General features: G+C 55.0%; 16 protein-coding genes. 6 read left to right on the forward strand and 10 right to left on the reverse strand.

The window, feature by feature from the left end; genetic code table 11:
• Position 1: 1 nt before the first annotated feature.
• Positions 2-1,213 (reverse strand): flagella assembly protein FlgT, encoded by a 1,212-nt coding sequence (locus K5L82_RS11310; RefSeq protein WP_223134225.1) that lies wholly within the window; start codon positions 1,211-1,213, stop codon positions 2-4.
• Positions 1,214-1,246: 33 nt separating this feature from the next.
• Positions 1,247-1,789, reverse strand: coding sequence for an LPP20 family lipoprotein (locus K5L82_RS11315; protein ID WP_223134226.1), 543 nt, complete (start codon positions 1,787-1,789; stop codon positions 1,247-1,249).
• A gap of 274 nt (positions 1,790-2,063) precedes the next feature.
• Here K5L82_RS11315 and K5L82_RS11320 point away from each other — a divergent pair, with 274 nt between their 5' ends.
• The 3 genes from K5L82_RS11320 to trmL all read left to right on the forward strand — a co-directional run bounded on the left by K5L82_RS11320 (position 2,064) and on the right by trmL (position 4,930).
• Entirely contained in the window at positions 2,064-3,167 is a 1,104-nt protein-coding gene (locus tag K5L82_RS11320) for a multifunctional CCA tRNA nucleotidyl transferase/2'3'-cyclic phosphodiesterase/2'nucleotidase/phosphatase (RefSeq protein WP_223134227.1), read from the forward strand.
• Between the two features lie 114 nt (positions 3,168-3,281).
• A complete protein-coding gene (locus tag K5L82_RS11325) occupies positions 3,282-4,460 on the forward strand; it encodes an acetyl-CoA C-acetyltransferase (protein ID WP_223134228.1) in 1,179 nt (392 codons plus the stop codon).
• A 5-nt stretch (positions 4,461-4,465) separates the two neighbouring features.
• Positions 4,466-4,930 carry a tRNA (uridine(34)/cytosine(34)/5-carboxymethylaminomethyluridine(34)-2'-O)-methyltransferase TrmL gene (gene trmL / locus K5L82_RS11330; RefSeq protein WP_133004574.1) on the forward strand — a complete coding sequence of 155 codons (465 nt, stop codon included), beginning with the start codon at positions 4,466-4,468 and terminating at the stop codon, positions 4,928-4,930.
• On the opposite strand, the gene K5L82_RS11335 is transcribed toward trmL, so the two are convergent.
• The 8 genes from K5L82_RS11335 to K5L82_RS11370 form a co-directional block, all read right to left on the reverse strand.
• Complete coding sequence (locus K5L82_RS11335; RefSeq protein ID WP_223134229.1) at positions 4,888-5,703, reverse strand: heme ABC transporter ATP-binding protein; 816 nt, start codon at positions 5,701-5,703, stop codon at positions 4,888-4,890. The genes trmL and K5L82_RS11335 overlap by 43 nt on opposite strands.
• Complete coding sequence (locus K5L82_RS11340; protein ID WP_223134230.1) at positions 5,703-6,740, reverse strand: FecCD family ABC transporter permease; 1,038 nt, start codon at positions 6,738-6,740, stop codon at positions 5,703-5,705. Before K5L82_RS11340 ends, K5L82_RS11335 begins: the two co-directional genes overlap by 1 nt.
• The gene (locus tag K5L82_RS11345) at positions 6,730-7,578 is read right to left on the reverse strand and encodes a hemin ABC transporter substrate-binding protein (protein ID WP_262492644.1); all 849 of its coding nucleotides are present in this window, start codon (positions 7,576-7,578) and stop codon (positions 6,730-6,732) included. Before K5L82_RS11345 ends, K5L82_RS11340 begins: the two co-directional genes overlap by 11 nt.
• Positions 7,575-8,648: a hemin-degrading factor gene (locus K5L82_RS11350; RefSeq protein ID WP_223134231.1), complete on the reverse strand. Its 1,074-nt coding sequence runs from the start codon at positions 8,646-8,648 to the stop codon at positions 7,575-7,577. The genes K5L82_RS11345 and K5L82_RS11350 overlap by 4 nt, the downstream gene beginning before the upstream one ends.
• Positions 8,649-8,651: 3 nt before the next feature.
• On the reverse strand, positions 8,652-9,782 hold the full coding sequence (locus K5L82_RS11355; protein WP_223134232.1) for an HmuY family protein: 1,131 nt from the start codon (positions 9,780-9,782) through the stop codon (positions 8,652-8,654).
• A gap of 42 nt (positions 9,783-9,824) precedes the next feature.
• Positions 9,825-11,807, reverse strand: coding sequence for a TonB-dependent receptor plug domain-containing protein (locus K5L82_RS11360; RefSeq protein ID WP_223134233.1), 1,983 nt, complete (start codon positions 11,805-11,807; stop codon positions 9,825-9,827).
• A gap of 138 nt (positions 11,808-11,945) precedes the next feature.
• The gene (gene secB, locus K5L82_RS11365) at positions 11,946-12,443 is read right to left on the reverse strand and encodes a protein-export chaperone SecB (RefSeq protein WP_133004568.1); all 498 of its coding nucleotides are present in this window, start codon (positions 12,441-12,443) and stop codon (positions 11,946-11,948) included.
• A gap of 137 nt (positions 12,444-12,580) precedes the next feature.
• Positions 12,581-12,997, reverse strand: a complete 417-nt coding sequence (locus K5L82_RS11370; protein ID WP_133004567.1) for a rhodanese-like domain-containing protein — start codon at positions 12,995-12,997, stop codon at positions 12,581-12,583.
• Between the two features lie 162 nt (positions 12,998-13,159).
• Between K5L82_RS11370 and gpmM the strand changes: the two genes are divergently transcribed.
• The 3 genes from gpmM to K5L82_RS11385 all read left to right on the forward strand — a co-directional run bounded on the left by gpmM (position 13,160) and on the right by K5L82_RS11385 (position 17,355).
• Positions 13,160-14,707, forward strand: coding sequence for a 2,3-bisphosphoglycerate-independent phosphoglycerate mutase (gene gpmM / locus K5L82_RS11375; protein ID WP_223134234.1), 1,548 nt, complete (start codon positions 13,160-13,162; stop codon positions 14,705-14,707).
• 20 nt (positions 14,708-14,727) lie between these two features.
• Entirely contained in the window at positions 14,728-15,864 is a 1,137-nt protein-coding gene (locus K5L82_RS11380) for a murein hydrolase activator EnvC family protein (RefSeq protein ID WP_262492645.1), read from the forward strand.
• Between the two features lie 96 nt (positions 15,865-15,960).
• Complete coding sequence (locus K5L82_RS11385; RefSeq protein ID WP_262492646.1) at positions 15,961-17,355, forward strand: S41 family peptidase; 1,395 nt, start codon at positions 15,961-15,963, stop codon at positions 17,353-17,355.
• Positions 17,356-17,372 lie beyond the last annotated feature (17 nt).

The following is a 17,372-nucleotide window of genomic DNA, read 5'->3' on the forward strand; positions in this document are numbered from 1 at the left end:
ATCACCAGATAATCGCTAAGTCGTCTCGCTGGACGTTGATCTGCGGCCCGGTTGTACCAATGCGACCGATACTGAAATCGGGGTGAACGCTGTCCAGCGTAATCAACACCCCGGCATCGTCCAGCTCTGGCGTGCCACCCAGTGAATCAAAGTAGCGTTGACTACGATAGACATTCAGCTGGTCACCGGGGCGTAAGCCAGCGGTAGCGCCAGATGCCAAGGTAACTTTATCGTCAGTCACACGAGTGATACGAGCCATAAAAGGTTGGCAATTCAGAGCATTAGCAACAGCAGCCGTCATCTCGTCAATCACTCCTGAAACAGCCTCCCCCCATTCACTGCTCTCAAACCCCGCGGAAGCAAAGCCAGCAGTTCCACTGCCGGTTGGCGTCCAGTTGGCAGCGGTTTCAAACCGCTTACGGAATATCGGAGAGCCACTGAAGCCGTCAAACACCATAACTTCAGCTTCGAAACGCCGGGTTTTATCGCCAAAGCCTAGCCCTCTCTGCATTTTTTCGAAGACCGACGTACCCCAAGCATCCGGATCTACCAACCCCATATCGCGAATCACACCGGTGACAACAAACTGCGCACCCAGTTCACGTGCCAGTTGCACCACGTTGGTTAGCCGGTTACTGGCCATATTCGACTGGGTTGTCGGGGCATCCGGTAAATTGCTGAATAGACGAAGCGATGTAGCTCCGAGCACCTGAAGCTTATTCTGATTCTGCATCCGCGCGATCAAGGCTTGCGGCAACTGTTCACCCGCATCATCCAACCCCGGGTCGCCGCCTTGAGACGGATGCACAATTGGAAATCCCGTTACCGCCACCCGTTTCCGGAGCGCCGATGCCTCGCCCGCCCTGCAGGCCGCCGCATCCCCTGTCGATTTGTCAGAAAGCTCAGCCCGAACAACCACACGCAACAAATTTCCGCGCCGATACTCATCAACTATCGCTGCGTTACGAAGCTCCACGTTCGACGACAGCTCCGTTTTGGACTCAGTAAGCTGCCCGTTTTCAACAGTATCCTGAGTGCTGACTTGCGTTTGATACTGCAAAGCCAGGTCACGCATGGCCGCTTGCCGGGCTTCGGCACGGGCTTGGTCCAGGTTATCCTCGGCAATGTTGGCATGGCCCACACCCTCAAGAACCGTTGCACCCGCCCAACCTGAGCACATCACCATCACACATAAAAAAACGATGCGAGTCATAACGCTCCCAAAACCTGCCGACACACGGCCGGCTTAATCCAGATAATAAAGTGAATCAACTTTTTGGCCTTCCGCCTTCTTGATTGCCACGTCGTTTTTAGGCTCATAATGGCTGGGCATCGGGATTGGGCAGACATCTCTTACTTGATCATCTGCCACCTCAGATGCGCACTTGCGGAAACGGGGTTCAAGCTTCAACTCCATGACCGTCTCGACCACGCCTCCAGGATGTTCCTTCACAGATAAGGTGCGGGCCCCACGTATATAGCTGTCCACGTATGCGCGAAAGCTGTCGTCCTTCAGCACGAACTCATCCACCGTAGAACGGCCGTAGATCACGGTTCCGTAAACCCGCTCAGCCAGATTGCGATAGGCATCCAGCTTCGATGCCCTTAGCGCCATCAATCGCTGCTTGGGGTTTGAACGGCCCTGCTGAGATTGTCCATAGACACCAAAACCACTGACCTGAACCACAATCGGCTCAAGCTCATCCGAGGTATCTTGCTTACCTCCGGTTGCACAGCCAGCCAACAGCATGGCTAGCAACACGGGCAGAAAGCGGCATCTCAGTGTCATTATCTCGTCTCCGGAAAACAGGTTTCCCATGACCATGAAAAAATCACGCCAGCATAGATAACCAAATGATTAGAATGGATTTTAAAATAAACAAAAAAGGGTCGACCAACAAACCGGCAGTTTCTTGCCCCTGTTTACGAACCCAGAACAAACCATTACGCCTCGACTGCTGTTTATCTTACCCCTCCGATTTGCGTCACCTCCGTAACCCACCGATAATTCTGCCTACGATTTCAGCCAAATACGGCACTCAATACTAATCAGGGCGAACATCATGGATATCTACCTTGTGGGCGGCGCAGTGCGCGACGGGCGACTGGGCATACCGGTCAAAGATCGCGACTGGGTTGTTGTCGGCGCCACACCAGAAGCCATGAAACACAGAGGTTTCCGACAGGTAGGCGCCGACTTCCCGGTGTTTCTGCACCCGAAAACCGGCGAAGAATACGCCCTCGCCCGCACCGAGAGAAAACAAGGCCGAGGCTATCACGGTTTTACGGTGTACAGCGCTCCGGACGTCACCCTTGAAGAAGACCTGAAGCGCCGCGACCTCACCATCAATGCCATGGCCGAGCACGAAGACGGCACCTTGGTGGACCCGTTCAACGGCTTGACCGATCTAGCACAGAAAACCCTACGGCACGTTTCCGAAGCGTTCGCCGAAGACCCGCTGCGCATTCTCAGAACCGCCCGGTTTGCGGCTCGTTTCCATCCACTCGGTTTCACCATTTGTGCAGATACGATGGCGCTTATGCGGGAAATGATCGGTAGCGGTGAGTTACAGCATCTGGTGCCGGAACGCGTATGGCAGGAAGTTCAGCGCGCGCTGCACGAACAGTCTCCCACCGTGTTTTTTAAAGTACTGCACGAATTGGGCGCGTTGGACATTCTGATGCCCGAGCTTGCCGATACCGAACGTTTTGAGGCTGGCCTTCAAGCTTTGGAATGCATAAGCACCCAAAACAGCACAACCGCCCAGCGATTTTCGGCATTACTAAGCGCGCTGCCTGAGCCTGAGGCCAGGGCCCGAGCCATAGCCATGAAGAGCCCGAACGACTGCCGAGATCTCACCCGTTTGGTTTGCCTGTTCACCGATTGGCTTTCACAATACACCGACAGCACGCTCCCCCCTGAAGCCATGCTCGAGATGTTCGACCATGCTGATCTGTGGCGTCGGCCTGAGCGTTTTGAGCAGCTGGTAACCGCCCTCGCCTGCACTCCCTATAAACAGCATGTGGGGCCTCTAAACAGCGCGGCTGAATCCGCGAGGGACGTCAGTCCGCAAGAGTTACTGAAGCAAGGATTCAAAGGCAAAGAGCTGGGCAACGCCATTCGTAACGAACGGCTAGGCCGTATCACGCTGGCTTTGGCACCATAACTCGACTTTGGTGGTTTTGGCGCACTCGTGCTTTCCCGCTACAATAGCTGCCAACAAATTACATTCCCGGGCAGCCGACCGGCTGAACCTGCATTTATACAACGGAGAATTTCCATGCGTGATGTTGTGATTGTTGCCGCAAAACGTACCGCCATTGGCAGTTTTGGCGGTGGCCTGTCGAGCGTTCGTGCTGACCAACTCGGCGCTGCGGTTATCAAGGCTTTGATGGAAGACACCGGCGTTGCCGGCGAGCAAATTAACGAAGTCATCCTCGGCCAGGTACTGACAGCCGCCAGCGGCCAGAACCCGGCTCGTCAAGCCAGTATCCACGCCGGACTTCCTGTCTCCGTTCCCGCCATAACCATTAACAAGGTTTGCGGCTCTGGCCTCAAGGCCGTTCACATGGCAGTTCAGTCCATCCGCTGTGGCGATGCCGACATGATCATTGCCGGTGGCCAGGAAAACATGAGCCAGTCGCCCCACGTGCTGCCCAACAGCCGTGACGGCCAGCGCATGGGCAACTGGAACATGGTCGATACCATGATCACCGACGGTCTGTGGGATGCCTTTAACGATTACCACATGGGCATTACCGCTGAGAACATCGTCGAGAAGTACGACATCAGCCGCGAAGAGCAGGATGAATTCGCTGCCGCATCTCAGCAAAAAGCCGTTGCTGCCCAGAACGACGGCCGCTTTGACGGCCAGATCGTTCCCGTCAGTATTCCGCAGCGCAAAGGCGACCCGATCGTGTTTGATAGAGATGAAGGTCCACGAGACGGAGTATCCGCAGATGGCCTTGCTAAGCTCCGCCCCGCGTTCAAAAAAGACGGTTCGGTCACGGCCGGAAACGCATCCTCTTTAAACGACGGTGCCGCCGCTGTGATGGTCTGCAGTGCCGAGAAAGCTAAAGAGCTCGGCTTAACCCCGTTAGCCACCATCAAAGCGCACGCTAATGCAGGTGTTGATCCCAAGATCATGGGTACGGGTCCAATCCCTGCTAGTCAGCGTTGCCTGGAACGTGCCGGCTGGACCGCCGCTGACTTGGATCTGGTCGAAGCCAACGAAGCCTTTGCGGCACAAGCGATTTCCGTAAACCGGGATATGGGCTGGGACACCAGCAAGGTGAACGTAAACGGTGGCGCCATTGCTCTGGGACACCCCATCGGTGCGTCCGGCTGCCGGATTCTGGTTACCTTGCTGCACGAGATGCAGCGTCGTGATGCCAAGAAAGGCCTGGCCACGCTGTGCATAGGCGGCGGCTTGGGTGTTGCCTTGGCTGTGGAGCGCTAGGTCCGGTGTTACACGTTGTTTTGTATGAGCCGGAAATACCGCCGAACACTGGCAATATTATCCGGCTTTGCGCCAACACGGGCTGCCAGCTGCATCTGATCGAGCCTTTGGGCTTTTCTCTCGAAGATAAGCAGATGCGCCGGGCCGGGTTGGACTACAGCGAATACGCCACGGTAAAAATCCACAAGGATTACCCGAGCTTTCTGGAAACAGAGCGCCCTGAGCGGCTATTCGGGCTCACAACCAAAGGCACTCGCCATTACCATGAGGTAGCCTATCAGGATGGCGACTATCTGATGTTTGGTCCTGAAACCCGCGGCTTACCGGGAGATGTCAGGGAGGGACTGCCCGAAGAGCATAGGCTCAGGGTACCCATGCGTCCGGAAAGCCGCAGCCTGAATCTATCGAATACCGCGGCACTGCTGGTTTACGAAGCTTGGCGGCAACTCGGGTTCCCTGACGCCATCTGAGCACTGCCGCTTCCGAGCGGCACCACCAGCGGGTAACCTTCCGGCAGCGATATTATCCTCGCCCGATACCCATAAACCGCCTTTAGCACGGAATGGGTCAGGACATCATGGGCGCCACCTTCGCAAAAACACCGTCCACCCTGCATGACGACCAAACGGTCGGCAAACTGCGCAGCCAGGTTCAAATCATGAACAATCGCCAACACGGATATACCCTGCTCTTGCGCTAATCGCTGTACAACTTCCATAACGAGTTGCTGGTGGGAAGGGTCAAGGGCCGACGTACATTCATCGAGCAATAACAGCCGAGGCCCTGAAGCATCGAGAATTTGCCCTAGAACACGGGCTAACTGAACACGCTGCTGCTCTCCCCCTGACAATCCTGGCACCATGCGATACCGTAGGTGGGCAATGTCCAGCTCTTCCATCAGCCGATTCATGATCAAATCCGGCTTACCCTTGGCGGTTCTTGGCCGCCCCATGGCGACAATTTCTTTCACCGTCAACGGAAAGTTTACATCCACCTTCTGAGGCATCACGGCTCGATGGCGAGCCAATTGCGACGGAGCCCAATCCGCAAGCTTTCGACCAGCCATGGCGACTTGCCCCTGAAAGGGCAACTCTCCCGACAAGGCCTTCAGCAGGGTCGACTTTCCGGCACCATTTGGCCCCAACAACATCACCATTTCGCCTGCTTCCAGCACCAGATTGATCTCTCGAACAATCGTCACGCCGCCCAGTGACACACTGAGATTGTTAACTCGCAAAGTCATTAAACTATCTTCCGCCGCATCAACAACCCAAGAAAGAAGGGGCCTCCAATCAGTGCCATCATCAGTCCGATAGGCAATTCCGCCGGTGCTACCAAAATCCGTGCCAGTGAATCCGCAGCCACCAGAAGCGTGCCGCCAATCAAAGCGCTAAACGGCAGGACCACGCGATGACTGGCGCCCAACACCAGTCGAACCAGATGCGGCACAACTAATCCGACAAAACCAATCAAACCACTGACCGCAACCGCTGCACCCACTCCCAGCCCAACGACCAAAATCGCCGCTTTCTTTACGGTGTTAGCGGGGTAACCAAGATGCCCAACGACTGACTCCCCCAAAAGAAACGCATCCAGAGGTCGCGCTAAGAACGGAGACACTATCAGCGCCAGAATCATAAACGGTGCGCCGATCACCAGCTCATCCCAACCGGCATGCCCCAAACTACCCATGGTCCAGAAGGTCAACGATCTCAGCTCGTCATCAGTGGCGTAAAACGTCAGCAAGCCTGTGGCCGCCCCTGCGATTGCATTAATCGCAATTCCCGAAAGCAACAATGTTGCTACCTGCGTTTGCCCGCCGCGATTAGCAATTCGCCATGCCAGAAACACTGTCGCACTGCCCCCGAAAAATGCCGCAATAGGCAAGGCCCACTCGCCCGCACATTCCAGCCATCCCCCCAGCCAGGTACTGCCCAACACTATGACCATGATGGCGGCCAAGGAAGCGCCTGCGGAGACCCCTATCAGGCCTGGATCAGCCAACGGGTTGCGGAACAATCCTTGGAGCAGAGCCCCCGAGACAGCCAGTACGGCCCCTACCAGAAACCCTAGCAGGAATCTGGGCATACGAACCTCTAGCAGCACCAGAGAGGCCACTGGATCACTGGCTTCCCGGCCACCGAGCACCTTCAAAATATCAGGTATCGCCAGCGGGTATGCCCCGCTGGCGACCGACAACAAAGCGACCGATACGGCCGCACACACCACAATGATCAAAGCCGGGGTGTGGCCGAAGCGGCCAGCTGCGTCACGAATCATCGCTCACCACAGCTGCATTGGAAGGCAAAACCCGGTTCAGAGCATCCAGTGCTTCAGGCAATCGAGGGCCAAATCCCAGAAGAAACATACTGTCGGCCACCATTCGGTGCCCTGACTTCCAGGCATCCAGATGCGCAAGCTCCTGCCAGTTACTGATATCAAACTGACCCGGCGTCGATTCTGCAATGACAATGGCATCCGGCTGCGAAGCCAGAATAGCCTCCCTGCTCGCTGGCTTATAACCCTGAATCGTTGTCACAGCATTCTCTGCATTCACGGCATCCAGCAATGCGGAAGCGGCTGTGTCTTGCCCTGCCAACAATACTGAATGATTACCCGCTGCCAGAATAAACAACACTCTGGGACGGCTCCCGCGATTGGCTGCAGACTGCTGCACCCGACTGATCTCGGATGAAAGCTCGGCAACCAGATCTTTAGCCTCGGTACGTGCGTGCAGTATCTCGCCAACGGTTAAAATCCGCTCCAGCGAAGCCTCCGGTGTCCACGCCATCGGCAGCGTTTCTATTTGAACGCCAGCCTTGGCCAACCGATCCAGATTTTCTTGGGGGGCCGCTTGTTCCGTCGTAATAAGCACGTCCGGCCTCATTGCCAACACGCCTTCGAAAGGCAGTGCCCGGAGATAACCGATCTTGGGCAACGCTTGCGTCTCTTCCGGGTATCCGCTCGTGGTGTCGACCGCCACCAGCATCGACTCTAATCCGAGCCGATAAACGGTTTCCGTAATTGCACCATCGGCCGTCACCACTCGCGTCGGTTCAGCCTGAACTAACGCCGGGGTCAGCCAGCATAATGCGATCAGAAGCATCCGACCTCTCATGCAACAACCTCCAAAGTGGCCGCCTGCTCTCTCCAGAGTTCGGATTCCGGAATCCCTGGTTTACGCTCGCCAAATACCGTAAGCACCAACTCACCCTGTGCATTGAAAGCCTCGACAGAAGTGATGATGCCGTCCGAAGATGGCCGGCGAACCAGCCACCAGGACTCGATTTGCGCCGTGTTAACGTGCAGATTGAAATTTGGATCCAACACGTTCATCCAAGGCCCCGAACGTTTCACATTGACAACTTGTCCGGTAAAAATCTGAACAATGCCCGGGTTCCCCACGAAAAACATGCTGGGGCAACCGTTATCCCGCAACAGCTCAAGCAGATGATCCAGCACCTCAGCACCGGCGGTCTTTAACTCAGTCGCCCACTCGCCCCTGAGCAGCTCCAAAGCCGTCAGTCGATCTGCTCCAGTGCGTTTCAACAAGGCATGAAAATGGTGAACATCTTTCAGGTTTTGCCATCCGTCACGCAGCGTATCCACATCAACACTCTCAACCGACACACGCTCAGGCACCGGGCGCTTGCCGCAAGGCTCGAAGCTTTCCAGGCGCTCAGCGGCAAACGTCTCAATCAGTTCTGACCAGGCAGCCCCATCGGTTTCTGCGACCCGATAAATCTTGAATACCGCAGCACCATATCGGTCAAAGAACTGAAGGCTCTCTCGACAACCAGAGCGTACCTGCTCCTGAACCCGGTAACCCCACACCCAATGGGTGAAAAACACCCGAATGTCGATCTCGCCGACAGCCAGCCCCATGACACCGGATTTACCTGTGGTAAAACCTTTGAAGGAGCCTGTCACTTCGTGGACCACCTCGTCATTACGCGTCAGGATCATGACAGGGCCCACGTTTTCCATTGCTGCAAGAAGCTCTGGAAAGCGAGTCTGAAGCGGGGTCAAAGCGTCCTTTCCGCGCAACCGCACCAATTCCATTTCGCTGACACCCAATGCCTCGGCCGCCGACCGAATCCTCAAATTCGGCTGTTTCGATACCAACGTTTCCCACCGCTCCACCAGCGTTTTTTCGATCACAGCGTTTTCTAATATGGCCGTTTCCATGCCTTACTCCTCGATTTGTTCAGGATTTACTTCTAACCAGCGCACAATAGGCTGACCACTGGCTCCGTTCTCGTCGTAATAACCAACGACCTGAAGCGCCCAGACACTCGAGGCATCGTTCTCGATATCAGACTTGATGAGGAAAGTACGAAAATTCGGCCAGATTTTGTGTTGATCAGTCAGGTTGTAGGCGTACCAGGGATACTCTGACAAGACGCCTCCTGTCGAGTCGCTGGTGTACAGCTGAGGAACACCGGGGTCCGCGTTATAGGACGCTAACTCGGTCCAAGACATCGGGCCAGCAGCCCCGCCCTGTCCCGACGCACTACTACTTGACTTCAGGTACCAATCTCGCCCGGAGAAGCCTACCTGGACATCCCAGGCTGAACTGGCAGCGCAATCGACGATCTCTGCGGCATCAAAATCGAAACAGGCGTCTGCTCCGTCAAAATCTGAGGGCGTTTCGAAGACAACAGGCGCAGAGTTGAACTGACTCGCCCCGGCAGCTTGGACATCAAACTCGAACCTAAAACTCTCTATGCCATTGCCCGCCCGGGTAGAAAAATTGAATTCCGCTACCCGCATGCGAGCATAACTATCCCCTTCCGCAGACCGCACCAGATAACCAACATCACTTTTCTCGGAAATCACCCCGGTAGCGAAATCGTAAATCGACCAACCGTCAGAATCGCCAAAAGCACTGTTAAAACCATCTTGCTGCCAGTCGTCAGGCGATTGAAAAACACCTAGAAGGTGCTCTTCCTCCGAATTGGCCGTGGCATTAGTAAACACGCTGACATCAGGTTCGCCTTCAGCGTCGTAAAAATCATTCTGTTCAACAGCGATTGCACCGCCGACGGCACCATCGCCTGAAGCTCCACCGTTGAGCTGAAAACTCAGGCGGTTCGCCGCGATGTGCCAGTCGCCGCTTTGTTCCACAAGCGCACCAGTTTCCAAATTGAGGTAAACCGTCCCAGTTCCAGCCGGCAGTTGCTTTGACGATATTCCGTTCTGCTCAATCTCTTCATCAGCATCGACACTGGCTATGTCTTTGTCACTATCGCTGCCTCCACAGGCTCCCAGCATGAGCGCAGTCAGTAAAACCACTGGTGGTCGAGCATCAAAAAGTGTCATCGGTAATCTCCTTTTAGTCTTTTATCGTTAAGGGTGGTGGGACTATTTGCTGAACGAAACCGTCAACCCTGCGTAGGCAAAGCGCCCTGCGACGGGCCTCAAGTCTTCATCTGCATTGGAAAAGTCCCGTTGCTCATTGGTGATGTTGTCAGCCCCGGCGAACAGCCGTACTTGTTCAGAGAACTGATAATTCAGCTTGAGATCAGCGGTGGTATAGGCGGGGGATTTGCGGTTCTCGGAGGCGTTGGTGAACTCATCACTCTGGTAACGAACACGTGCACTCCACGTTAGACCCGGTAACGCCAAAGGACCATCGATGCCCAAGTTGGCCTGATGGCGGGGTCGCTTATTGAGTTCATCGCCGCTTTGCTTGTCTTCGGTTCGGGTATAGGTGTAGCCCGCGGTGAAACGCCAAGGCGCTGCCGGCTCCCAGCCAGCTGTTGTTTCGAAGCCCCAGGTCCGGGCCTGAGCAATGTTTTCGTACCGGTATTCGACCACACCATTGTTGACCACACCGGTCTCGGAGGTTTGGATCAACTGCTCTATGTCGTTGTAGAACGCATTGACTTCTAACCAAGCGGAGCGCCCACGGGACACGCCGGCCCCAAGCTGGTAGCTCACGGATTCCTCCGGTTTAAGGCTTTCCGAGCCCGTCACGATGTAACCCAAGGAACTGTGATCAAATACGAAGTACCGCTCTTTCAGGTTCGGGACCCGATAGCCGGCGCCGGCCCCCGCTCGGATAAACGCGCTTAAGCTGCTGGTCTGAAAAAGATCGTAGCGAGCATTGAGCTTGGGTGCGGTATGGATTCCGAAACTGGAATCGTTTTGGATTCGAACGCCGGGAACGAGCTCCAGTTTCTCCGTGGGCATCCAGGTATCCTGAAACCAAATCTCTTGGCCTTCACGCTCTTGTCGTCCGTTTAACTCGGATGCGGAGTCAATAGTCTGATCAAGAGTCTCTTTGCTGAAATCCACTCCGCCCTGCAAATAATGACGTTCCCCCAGTGAACGTCCGACATCTGCCGACAGCTTGGATAAAGTTGACTCAGCCCGCCGGTCATCAAAGCGGCTGACCGCGGAATACTTCAAAGTATCGTCGTTGAGCGCTTCGTGGATGGCAGACCAACCTGCATTTACACCGCTAGTGAAGCCGTGGTCCCCAGAGAGGGAATACCGGGTTCTCTGGACCGTCTCCAGCTTGCCTTGGTCCGTGTTCACCGGAGGAGCTAGGCGATATCGAGATTCGGACTCTTCCTCAAAACGAGCGATCGCCGCACTGAGTCGATGCTCGTCCGTCAGCTCCCAATCAGCCCGCAGGCTTAGATCTGTCCGATCATACTCGTCGCCAGGTTGCGACCAGGTTTCCGGATCGGGATCAACGCCGTCCGAATGCTGATGCGATGCCGATAGCCTTAGCGCCAGCCGTTCCCCACCACCCTGGACGGTCGCACGAGCACTGTAACGACCGGGATCGGCTGCGTCGCCGGAGGGGTTTTGATCGCCGTAGGTGCCCGCATCAACAGTAAGCTCCCCCGACAAGCCAGATTCGGGCTGGCTCGTAATTACATTGACAACGCCCCCGATGGCCGAACTGCCGTATTGGGCTGAGACGGCGCCTTTTACGACCTCAATTTTTTCAATATCCAGAACCGATAGCTGGCTCACATCCGTCGCTGAGCCCGTAGTGGCGGTCATGGGCATACCGTCAATCAAAACCAATACACGATCAGCTTCGACACCTTGCAGCCAAACTTCATAACCAGGCTTGCCGTGGATTTGCCGCAGTTGAAGCCCCGGCACATACTGCAAAGCTTCCTTCAAGCTACGAGCGTGGGTGCGCTTCAGCTCCCGGCCCGTGACTACTTCAGTCCGCACTGGCGTATCAAGCAGCGAGCGTTCGCTGCGAGTTCCGGTCACCACCAGCTCGTCCAGATACAAGGCCTCGGCCTCCGCTGTCCCGACACTTCCCAGCAGCGCCAGCGCAAACGGTAAGCAGAAAACCACCTGTTTTTTGTCAAACATAGACCAACACCAATAATCGTAATGCGAACGATTATTGTTTAGTTTGCGTGTTGCGTCAACTGATTATTGACAAAAATCAAACAGGCACAAAAAAACCGGCCTTAGCCGGTTTTTTTGTCAACTGAAAGCACTTGAACGTTAGTGCGTTTGCTCTGCTCCGGCCTCTCCAGCCGCTTCTTCCTGCTTTTTCTTCAATGCCTGAGCGTAAATGGCATCAAAGTTTACCGGTGCCAACATCAGGGCCGGGAAGCTGCCTTTACCAACAGCGCCATCAATGGCTTCACGGGCATATGGGAACAGGATCGTCGGGCAGTACGCACCCAGCATCTGACCAAGCTGAGGCCCTTCGATGCCGTCTACCATGAAAACACCCGCCTGCTGAATTTCAACGATGTAGGCAACCTTCTCGTCCAGTTTGGCAGTCACAGTCATCGACAGCACCACTTCGTACTGATTGTCGCTGACTTTGGTGTGCGAGGTGTTCAGGTCCAGATTTACCTGCGGTTTCCACTGCTCCTGGAACACCATCGGTGCATTCGGTGATTCAAAAGAGAGGTCCTTCACGTAAATACGCTGAAGGGCAAACTGGGGTTGGTTCTGGTTTTCGTTGCCTGCGGCTTGCTGATTCTCAGCCATGATCCGTCCTTTCGTTTTTATTTCGTCGCATGGGCTCGGCCCATTGTCCTAGTCACGCTTTGTCGGGACAGTCTACCGCCTGCCCCGTACAAGTAATGTGAAACAGTGCGATAGATCGCCGATCAGATCAAGCCCTATTACTTCTTAACCACGGGCAAGTTACTGGCTTTCCAGTCAGCAATGCCGCCGTTCAGGCGAACAACGTCTGAAAACCCAGCTTCTTTAAGCTGTTTAACGGCCATTGCGGAGTGTTGGCCCATTTTATCGACCACCACAATCTGCTTTTCTTTGTGTTTATTCAGCTCGTTCAGTCGATCTTTCAAGCCGCTAAGTGGAATGTTGATCGAACCGGTAATACGCCCTTCTCCGAAGTCTTTGCGGTCGCGGATGTCCAGAACCACGGCTTCTTCCCGGTTAATCAAAGTGACCGCGCCCTGGGCGGATATTTTTGCGCCACCGCGGCGAGACTCAAGGGCCAAAATCGCCAGAATCAGCGCGACAAAAATTGATACCAGAATGTAGTGATTAACAACGAACTCAAACAAACGATCCATGGAGCGCTACCCTGAAAATTAGTTTGGCCGGATTATACACACCCACACCCGCTCAAAGAAGGCGAGCAGCGCTATGCGTTACTGCGTGGCCTGCACAATTGAAAACGGTTACAATCTACGCCACTTTTTATTCGTTCAATCTACAACCAATCGGACAATACGATGACCGCGACGCGCAAGCCCACTGCACTGATTATCCTCGACGGCTGGGGCCACCGTGACCCGGCTGATGACAATGCCATTTCGAACGCCAACACTCCATTTTGGGACAAGCTCTGGCAGAACCAGCCGAAAACCCTGATCAACACCTCAGGTATGTTTGTCGGTCTGCCACAAGGCCAGATGGGTAATTCGGAAGTTGGCCACATGAACCTGGGTGCTGGCCGGGTGGTGTATCAGAGTCTGACGCGCATCGACAAAGATTTGGAAGACGGCGAATTCCAAAACAACCCAGCTCTGTGCAGCGCCATCGACAAAGCAGCCAACAACGGCAAAGCGGTGCATCTAATGGGCCTGCTATCTCCAGGCGGTGTACACAGCCACGAAGATCATATTTTGGCTGCCGCTGAACTCGCGGCCGCGCGTGGCGCAAAAGAGGTATACATCCACGCATTCTTGGACGGTCGCGACATGCCTCCCCGCAGTGCACGCCCCTCACTGGAAAAAGCCACGGCTAAAATGGAAAGTCTCGGCGTTGGCCGCGTTGCCAGCATCGTTGGGCGCTACTTCGCCATGGACCGCGACAACCGCTGGGACCGGGTCGAAACCGCCTATAACGTCATGACTCTGGGCGAAGCCGAGTTCACTTGTGCAGACCCAGTCATTGCACTGGAGCAAGCCTACGAGCGCGGCGAGAATGACGAATTCGTGAAAGCGACTCGTATTCATAAAGATGGCCAAGCGGAAGGCACCATTAACGATGGTGACACCGTTCTGTTCATGAATTTCCGCGCTGACCGCGCCCGCGAAATGACACGCACGTTTGTAGAATCGGATTTCGACGGCTTCGATCGCCGCAAGCACCCCGAACTGGCCGATTTCGTCATGCTGACGGAATACGCCGCCGACATTAAAACCTCTTGCGCCTATCCGCCCGAGCAGCTAAGCAACGGCCTGGGCGAGTACATGGCGAAACTGGGTAAAACCCAGCTGCGCATCTCCGAAACCGAAAAATACGCCCACGTTACCTTCTTCTTCAATGGCGGTATGGAGACTCCATTTGAAGGCGAAGACCGTATTCTGGTGCCATCGCCGAAAGTCGCCACTTATGACCTGCAACCGGAAATGAGTGCTCCGGAAGTCACCGATAAATTGGTAGAAGCCATCAAGAGCGGCAAGTTCGATCTGATCGTGTGCAACTACGCCAACGGCGACATGGTTGGTCATACCGGAAAACTGGACGCGGCCATCAAAGCAGCCGAATGTCTCGACCAGTGCGTTCAGCGCGTGGTTGAAGCACTGGACGAGGTGGGTGGTGAAGCCCTGATCACAGCAGACCACGGTAACTGTGAGCAGATGACGGATCCCAACTCAGGCCAGGTTCACACTTCCCACACCATTGGTCCGGTGCCGTTGGTCTACACCGGCCCGCGCGCCATCACCCTGAAAGACAACGGCAGTCTGAGCGACATTGCCCCTACGCTGCTGACCCTCATGGGTGATAAAGCGCCGGAAGAGATGACCGGCCAAAATCTGGCTGAAATAGGCTGATTAGTATAACGGCAAGTATTTTGAAACGTCTTTTTGTCTTGGCGCTGGCCCTCACGTTGGGGGCTGCGCCGTTGCACGCTGAGCAAGACGTCACGCCCGAACAGGTCGAAGCGCTTAAAAATCGCATCGCCAACATCGATGAGTGGCTGGCCGATGCAGAAGAAGACCGTTCTAAACTGGAACAGCAACTCGCCACCACCGAACGAAACATCGGCAAACTTACCCGGGAGCGCCGGGAACTTCGCAAACAGGCCGAAGAGCAGAAATCCCGCCTGCAATCGCTGAAAAAGCAAGAAACCGAACTCGCTAACACCCTGAACGTTCAGCGCCAAAGCCTGATGAAACAAATCAGGGCGGCCTGGATGGAAGGCGAAGCCCCTGCTTTAAAGGTTCTGTTGAACGAAACAGAGCCGGGCAACCTCGCTCGCACCATGACCTATTACGAGTATCTGAGTAAAGATACCGTCGAGCGACTGGAAGCCTTTCAGAAAAGTCTTCGTGAACTTAAAGCGGCCCGCGCTGAAGTCCAAGCTACAAGGGTTGAGTTGGCCAACACCGAAGCCGGCTTGGAACAGCGGCAAAACCGCCTCGCCGAGAGCCGTAAAGAGCGAAGCAAAACACTGGTGGCCCTTAAGAGCGACATCAAAGACCGTCGCAGCGAAAAGAAGACCCTTGAAGCCGATCAGGAACGGCTCGAAAAACTGCTTGAGGAAGTTCAGCAGGCGATCGCCAACATTCCTTCTCCCAACGAATCGCGACCCTTCAAATCACAACGCAGCAAACTGGGCTGGCCCGTGCAGGGGAAAGTGGTCAGCCAATACGGCGCCCTTTACGCCGATGGCAAACTTCGCCGTAACGGCATGATCATCAACACCCAGGAAGAGGCTGAAATAACCGCAGTGCACCATGGCCGAGTTGTTTTTGCCAATTGGCTGCGAGGCTTTGGCCTGATGACGATCATCGATCACGGTGATGGTTACATGACGCTGTATGGGCACAGCAGCAGCCTGTTTGCGTCTCCGGGTGACTGGGTTACCCCTGGTCAAACCATCGCTTTGGCAGGTCGTACCGGAGGCACCCAAGATCCAGCGCTTTATTTTGAGGTGCGTAAAAATGGTAAACCGGTCAATCCGCGCACGTGGCTAAACAAACTTTAAGCTGAGAACTGAAAGGCTGACAAACGTTCTTGTGAACGCCATACTGTGGGAAACAACTTTCCCGTCCAACTATTGGAAACAAAACAGGATATGTGAATGAAACGGGTCCCAAGCTTTCTCCAGAATTCACCATTGCGTTCTCTATCTCTCGTGGCCACCTGTTTCTTCACCCTTCCCGGACTGGCGGGTGCTCAAGACAATGACACCCAACCTCACCAGGTGATCCAAGGTCTTCAAGACGGGCAGCGAGTTGAGCTGAAATTACCGGACCCAGAAAAACAACTTCCACTGGAAGATCTGCGCAAGTTCACCGAAGTGTTCGCCCGCATCAAAGGCGCTTACGTTGAAGAAGTCTCCGACAGCGAGCTTCTTGAAAGCGCGATTAAAGGCATGCTCTCCGACTTAGACCCTCATTCAACCTACCTCGCCCCAAAAGACTACGAAGAGCTTGAAGAAAGCACCTCCGGTGAGTTTGGCGGTTTGGGCATAGAAGTGGGCATGGAGAACGGCTTCGTCAAAGTGATCTCCCCCATCGATGACACGCCGGCACAGAAAGCCGGAGTACAAGCCGGCGATTTGATCATCAAACTCGATGAAAAACCGGTAAAAGGGATGTCGCTGGAAGAAGCGGTTAACCTCATGCGAGGCAAGCCCGGAACTGTACTCACCTTGACGATCATGCGTGAGGGACAGAACGCGCCGATCGAGATTGATGTCACCCGCAATATCATCAAAGTCACCAGCGTGAAATCCCGCATGCTGGAGACCGGCTACGGCTACGTTCGCATTACCCAATTCCAGGCTGAGACGGGCCGTCAGTTCCGGCAAGCCCTGAGCAAACTGGAAGCTGATTATGGCCAGGACCTAGAAGGCCTTGTCATCGACCTGCGCAATAACCCCGGCGGAGTTCTTCAAGCCGCCGTTGAGGTCTCGGATGCGTTGCTCGACAGCGGTCTGATTGTCTACACCGAAGGCCGAATTCAAAGCTCCCGTCTGAGATTCAGCGCCAAGAAAGGCGACCTGATGGAAGGCACTCCGATTGTGGTTCTGATTAACGGCGGTTCCGCTTCGGCCTCGGAAATCCTGGCCGGCGCCCTGCAAGATCACAAACGAGCCGTGGTGATGGGCACCCAGTCATTTGGCAAAGGCAGTGTTCAAACCATCATTCCGTTGGACGAAACCCACGCCATCAAAATGACGACTGCGCGCTACTTCACGCCAGATGGCCGCTCTATCCAGGCTAAAGGCATCACGCCAGACATTGAAGTTCGACCTGCCGAACTGACTGAACTGGACAGCCGCCCACTCTTTACCGAGGCAGATCTGAGTGGTCACTTGGAAGGCGAGGATGAAGAGAAAGCCCGCCAGGAACGCGCGAAGAAAGAGCAAACACGAGAGTCTGCGGAAAACCGGGACTACCAGCTGCGCTCTGCCCTGAACCTTCTGAAGGGCATGAGCATTTTGTCTGGCAGCAAGGACAGCGCGCAGTGAACAAATGCCTTGGTAGT

This window comes from Marinobacter sp. AL4B, from assembly GCF_019916045.1.
Classification (GTDB): Bacteria; Pseudomonadota; Gammaproteobacteria; order Pseudomonadales; family Oleiphilaceae; genus Marinobacter.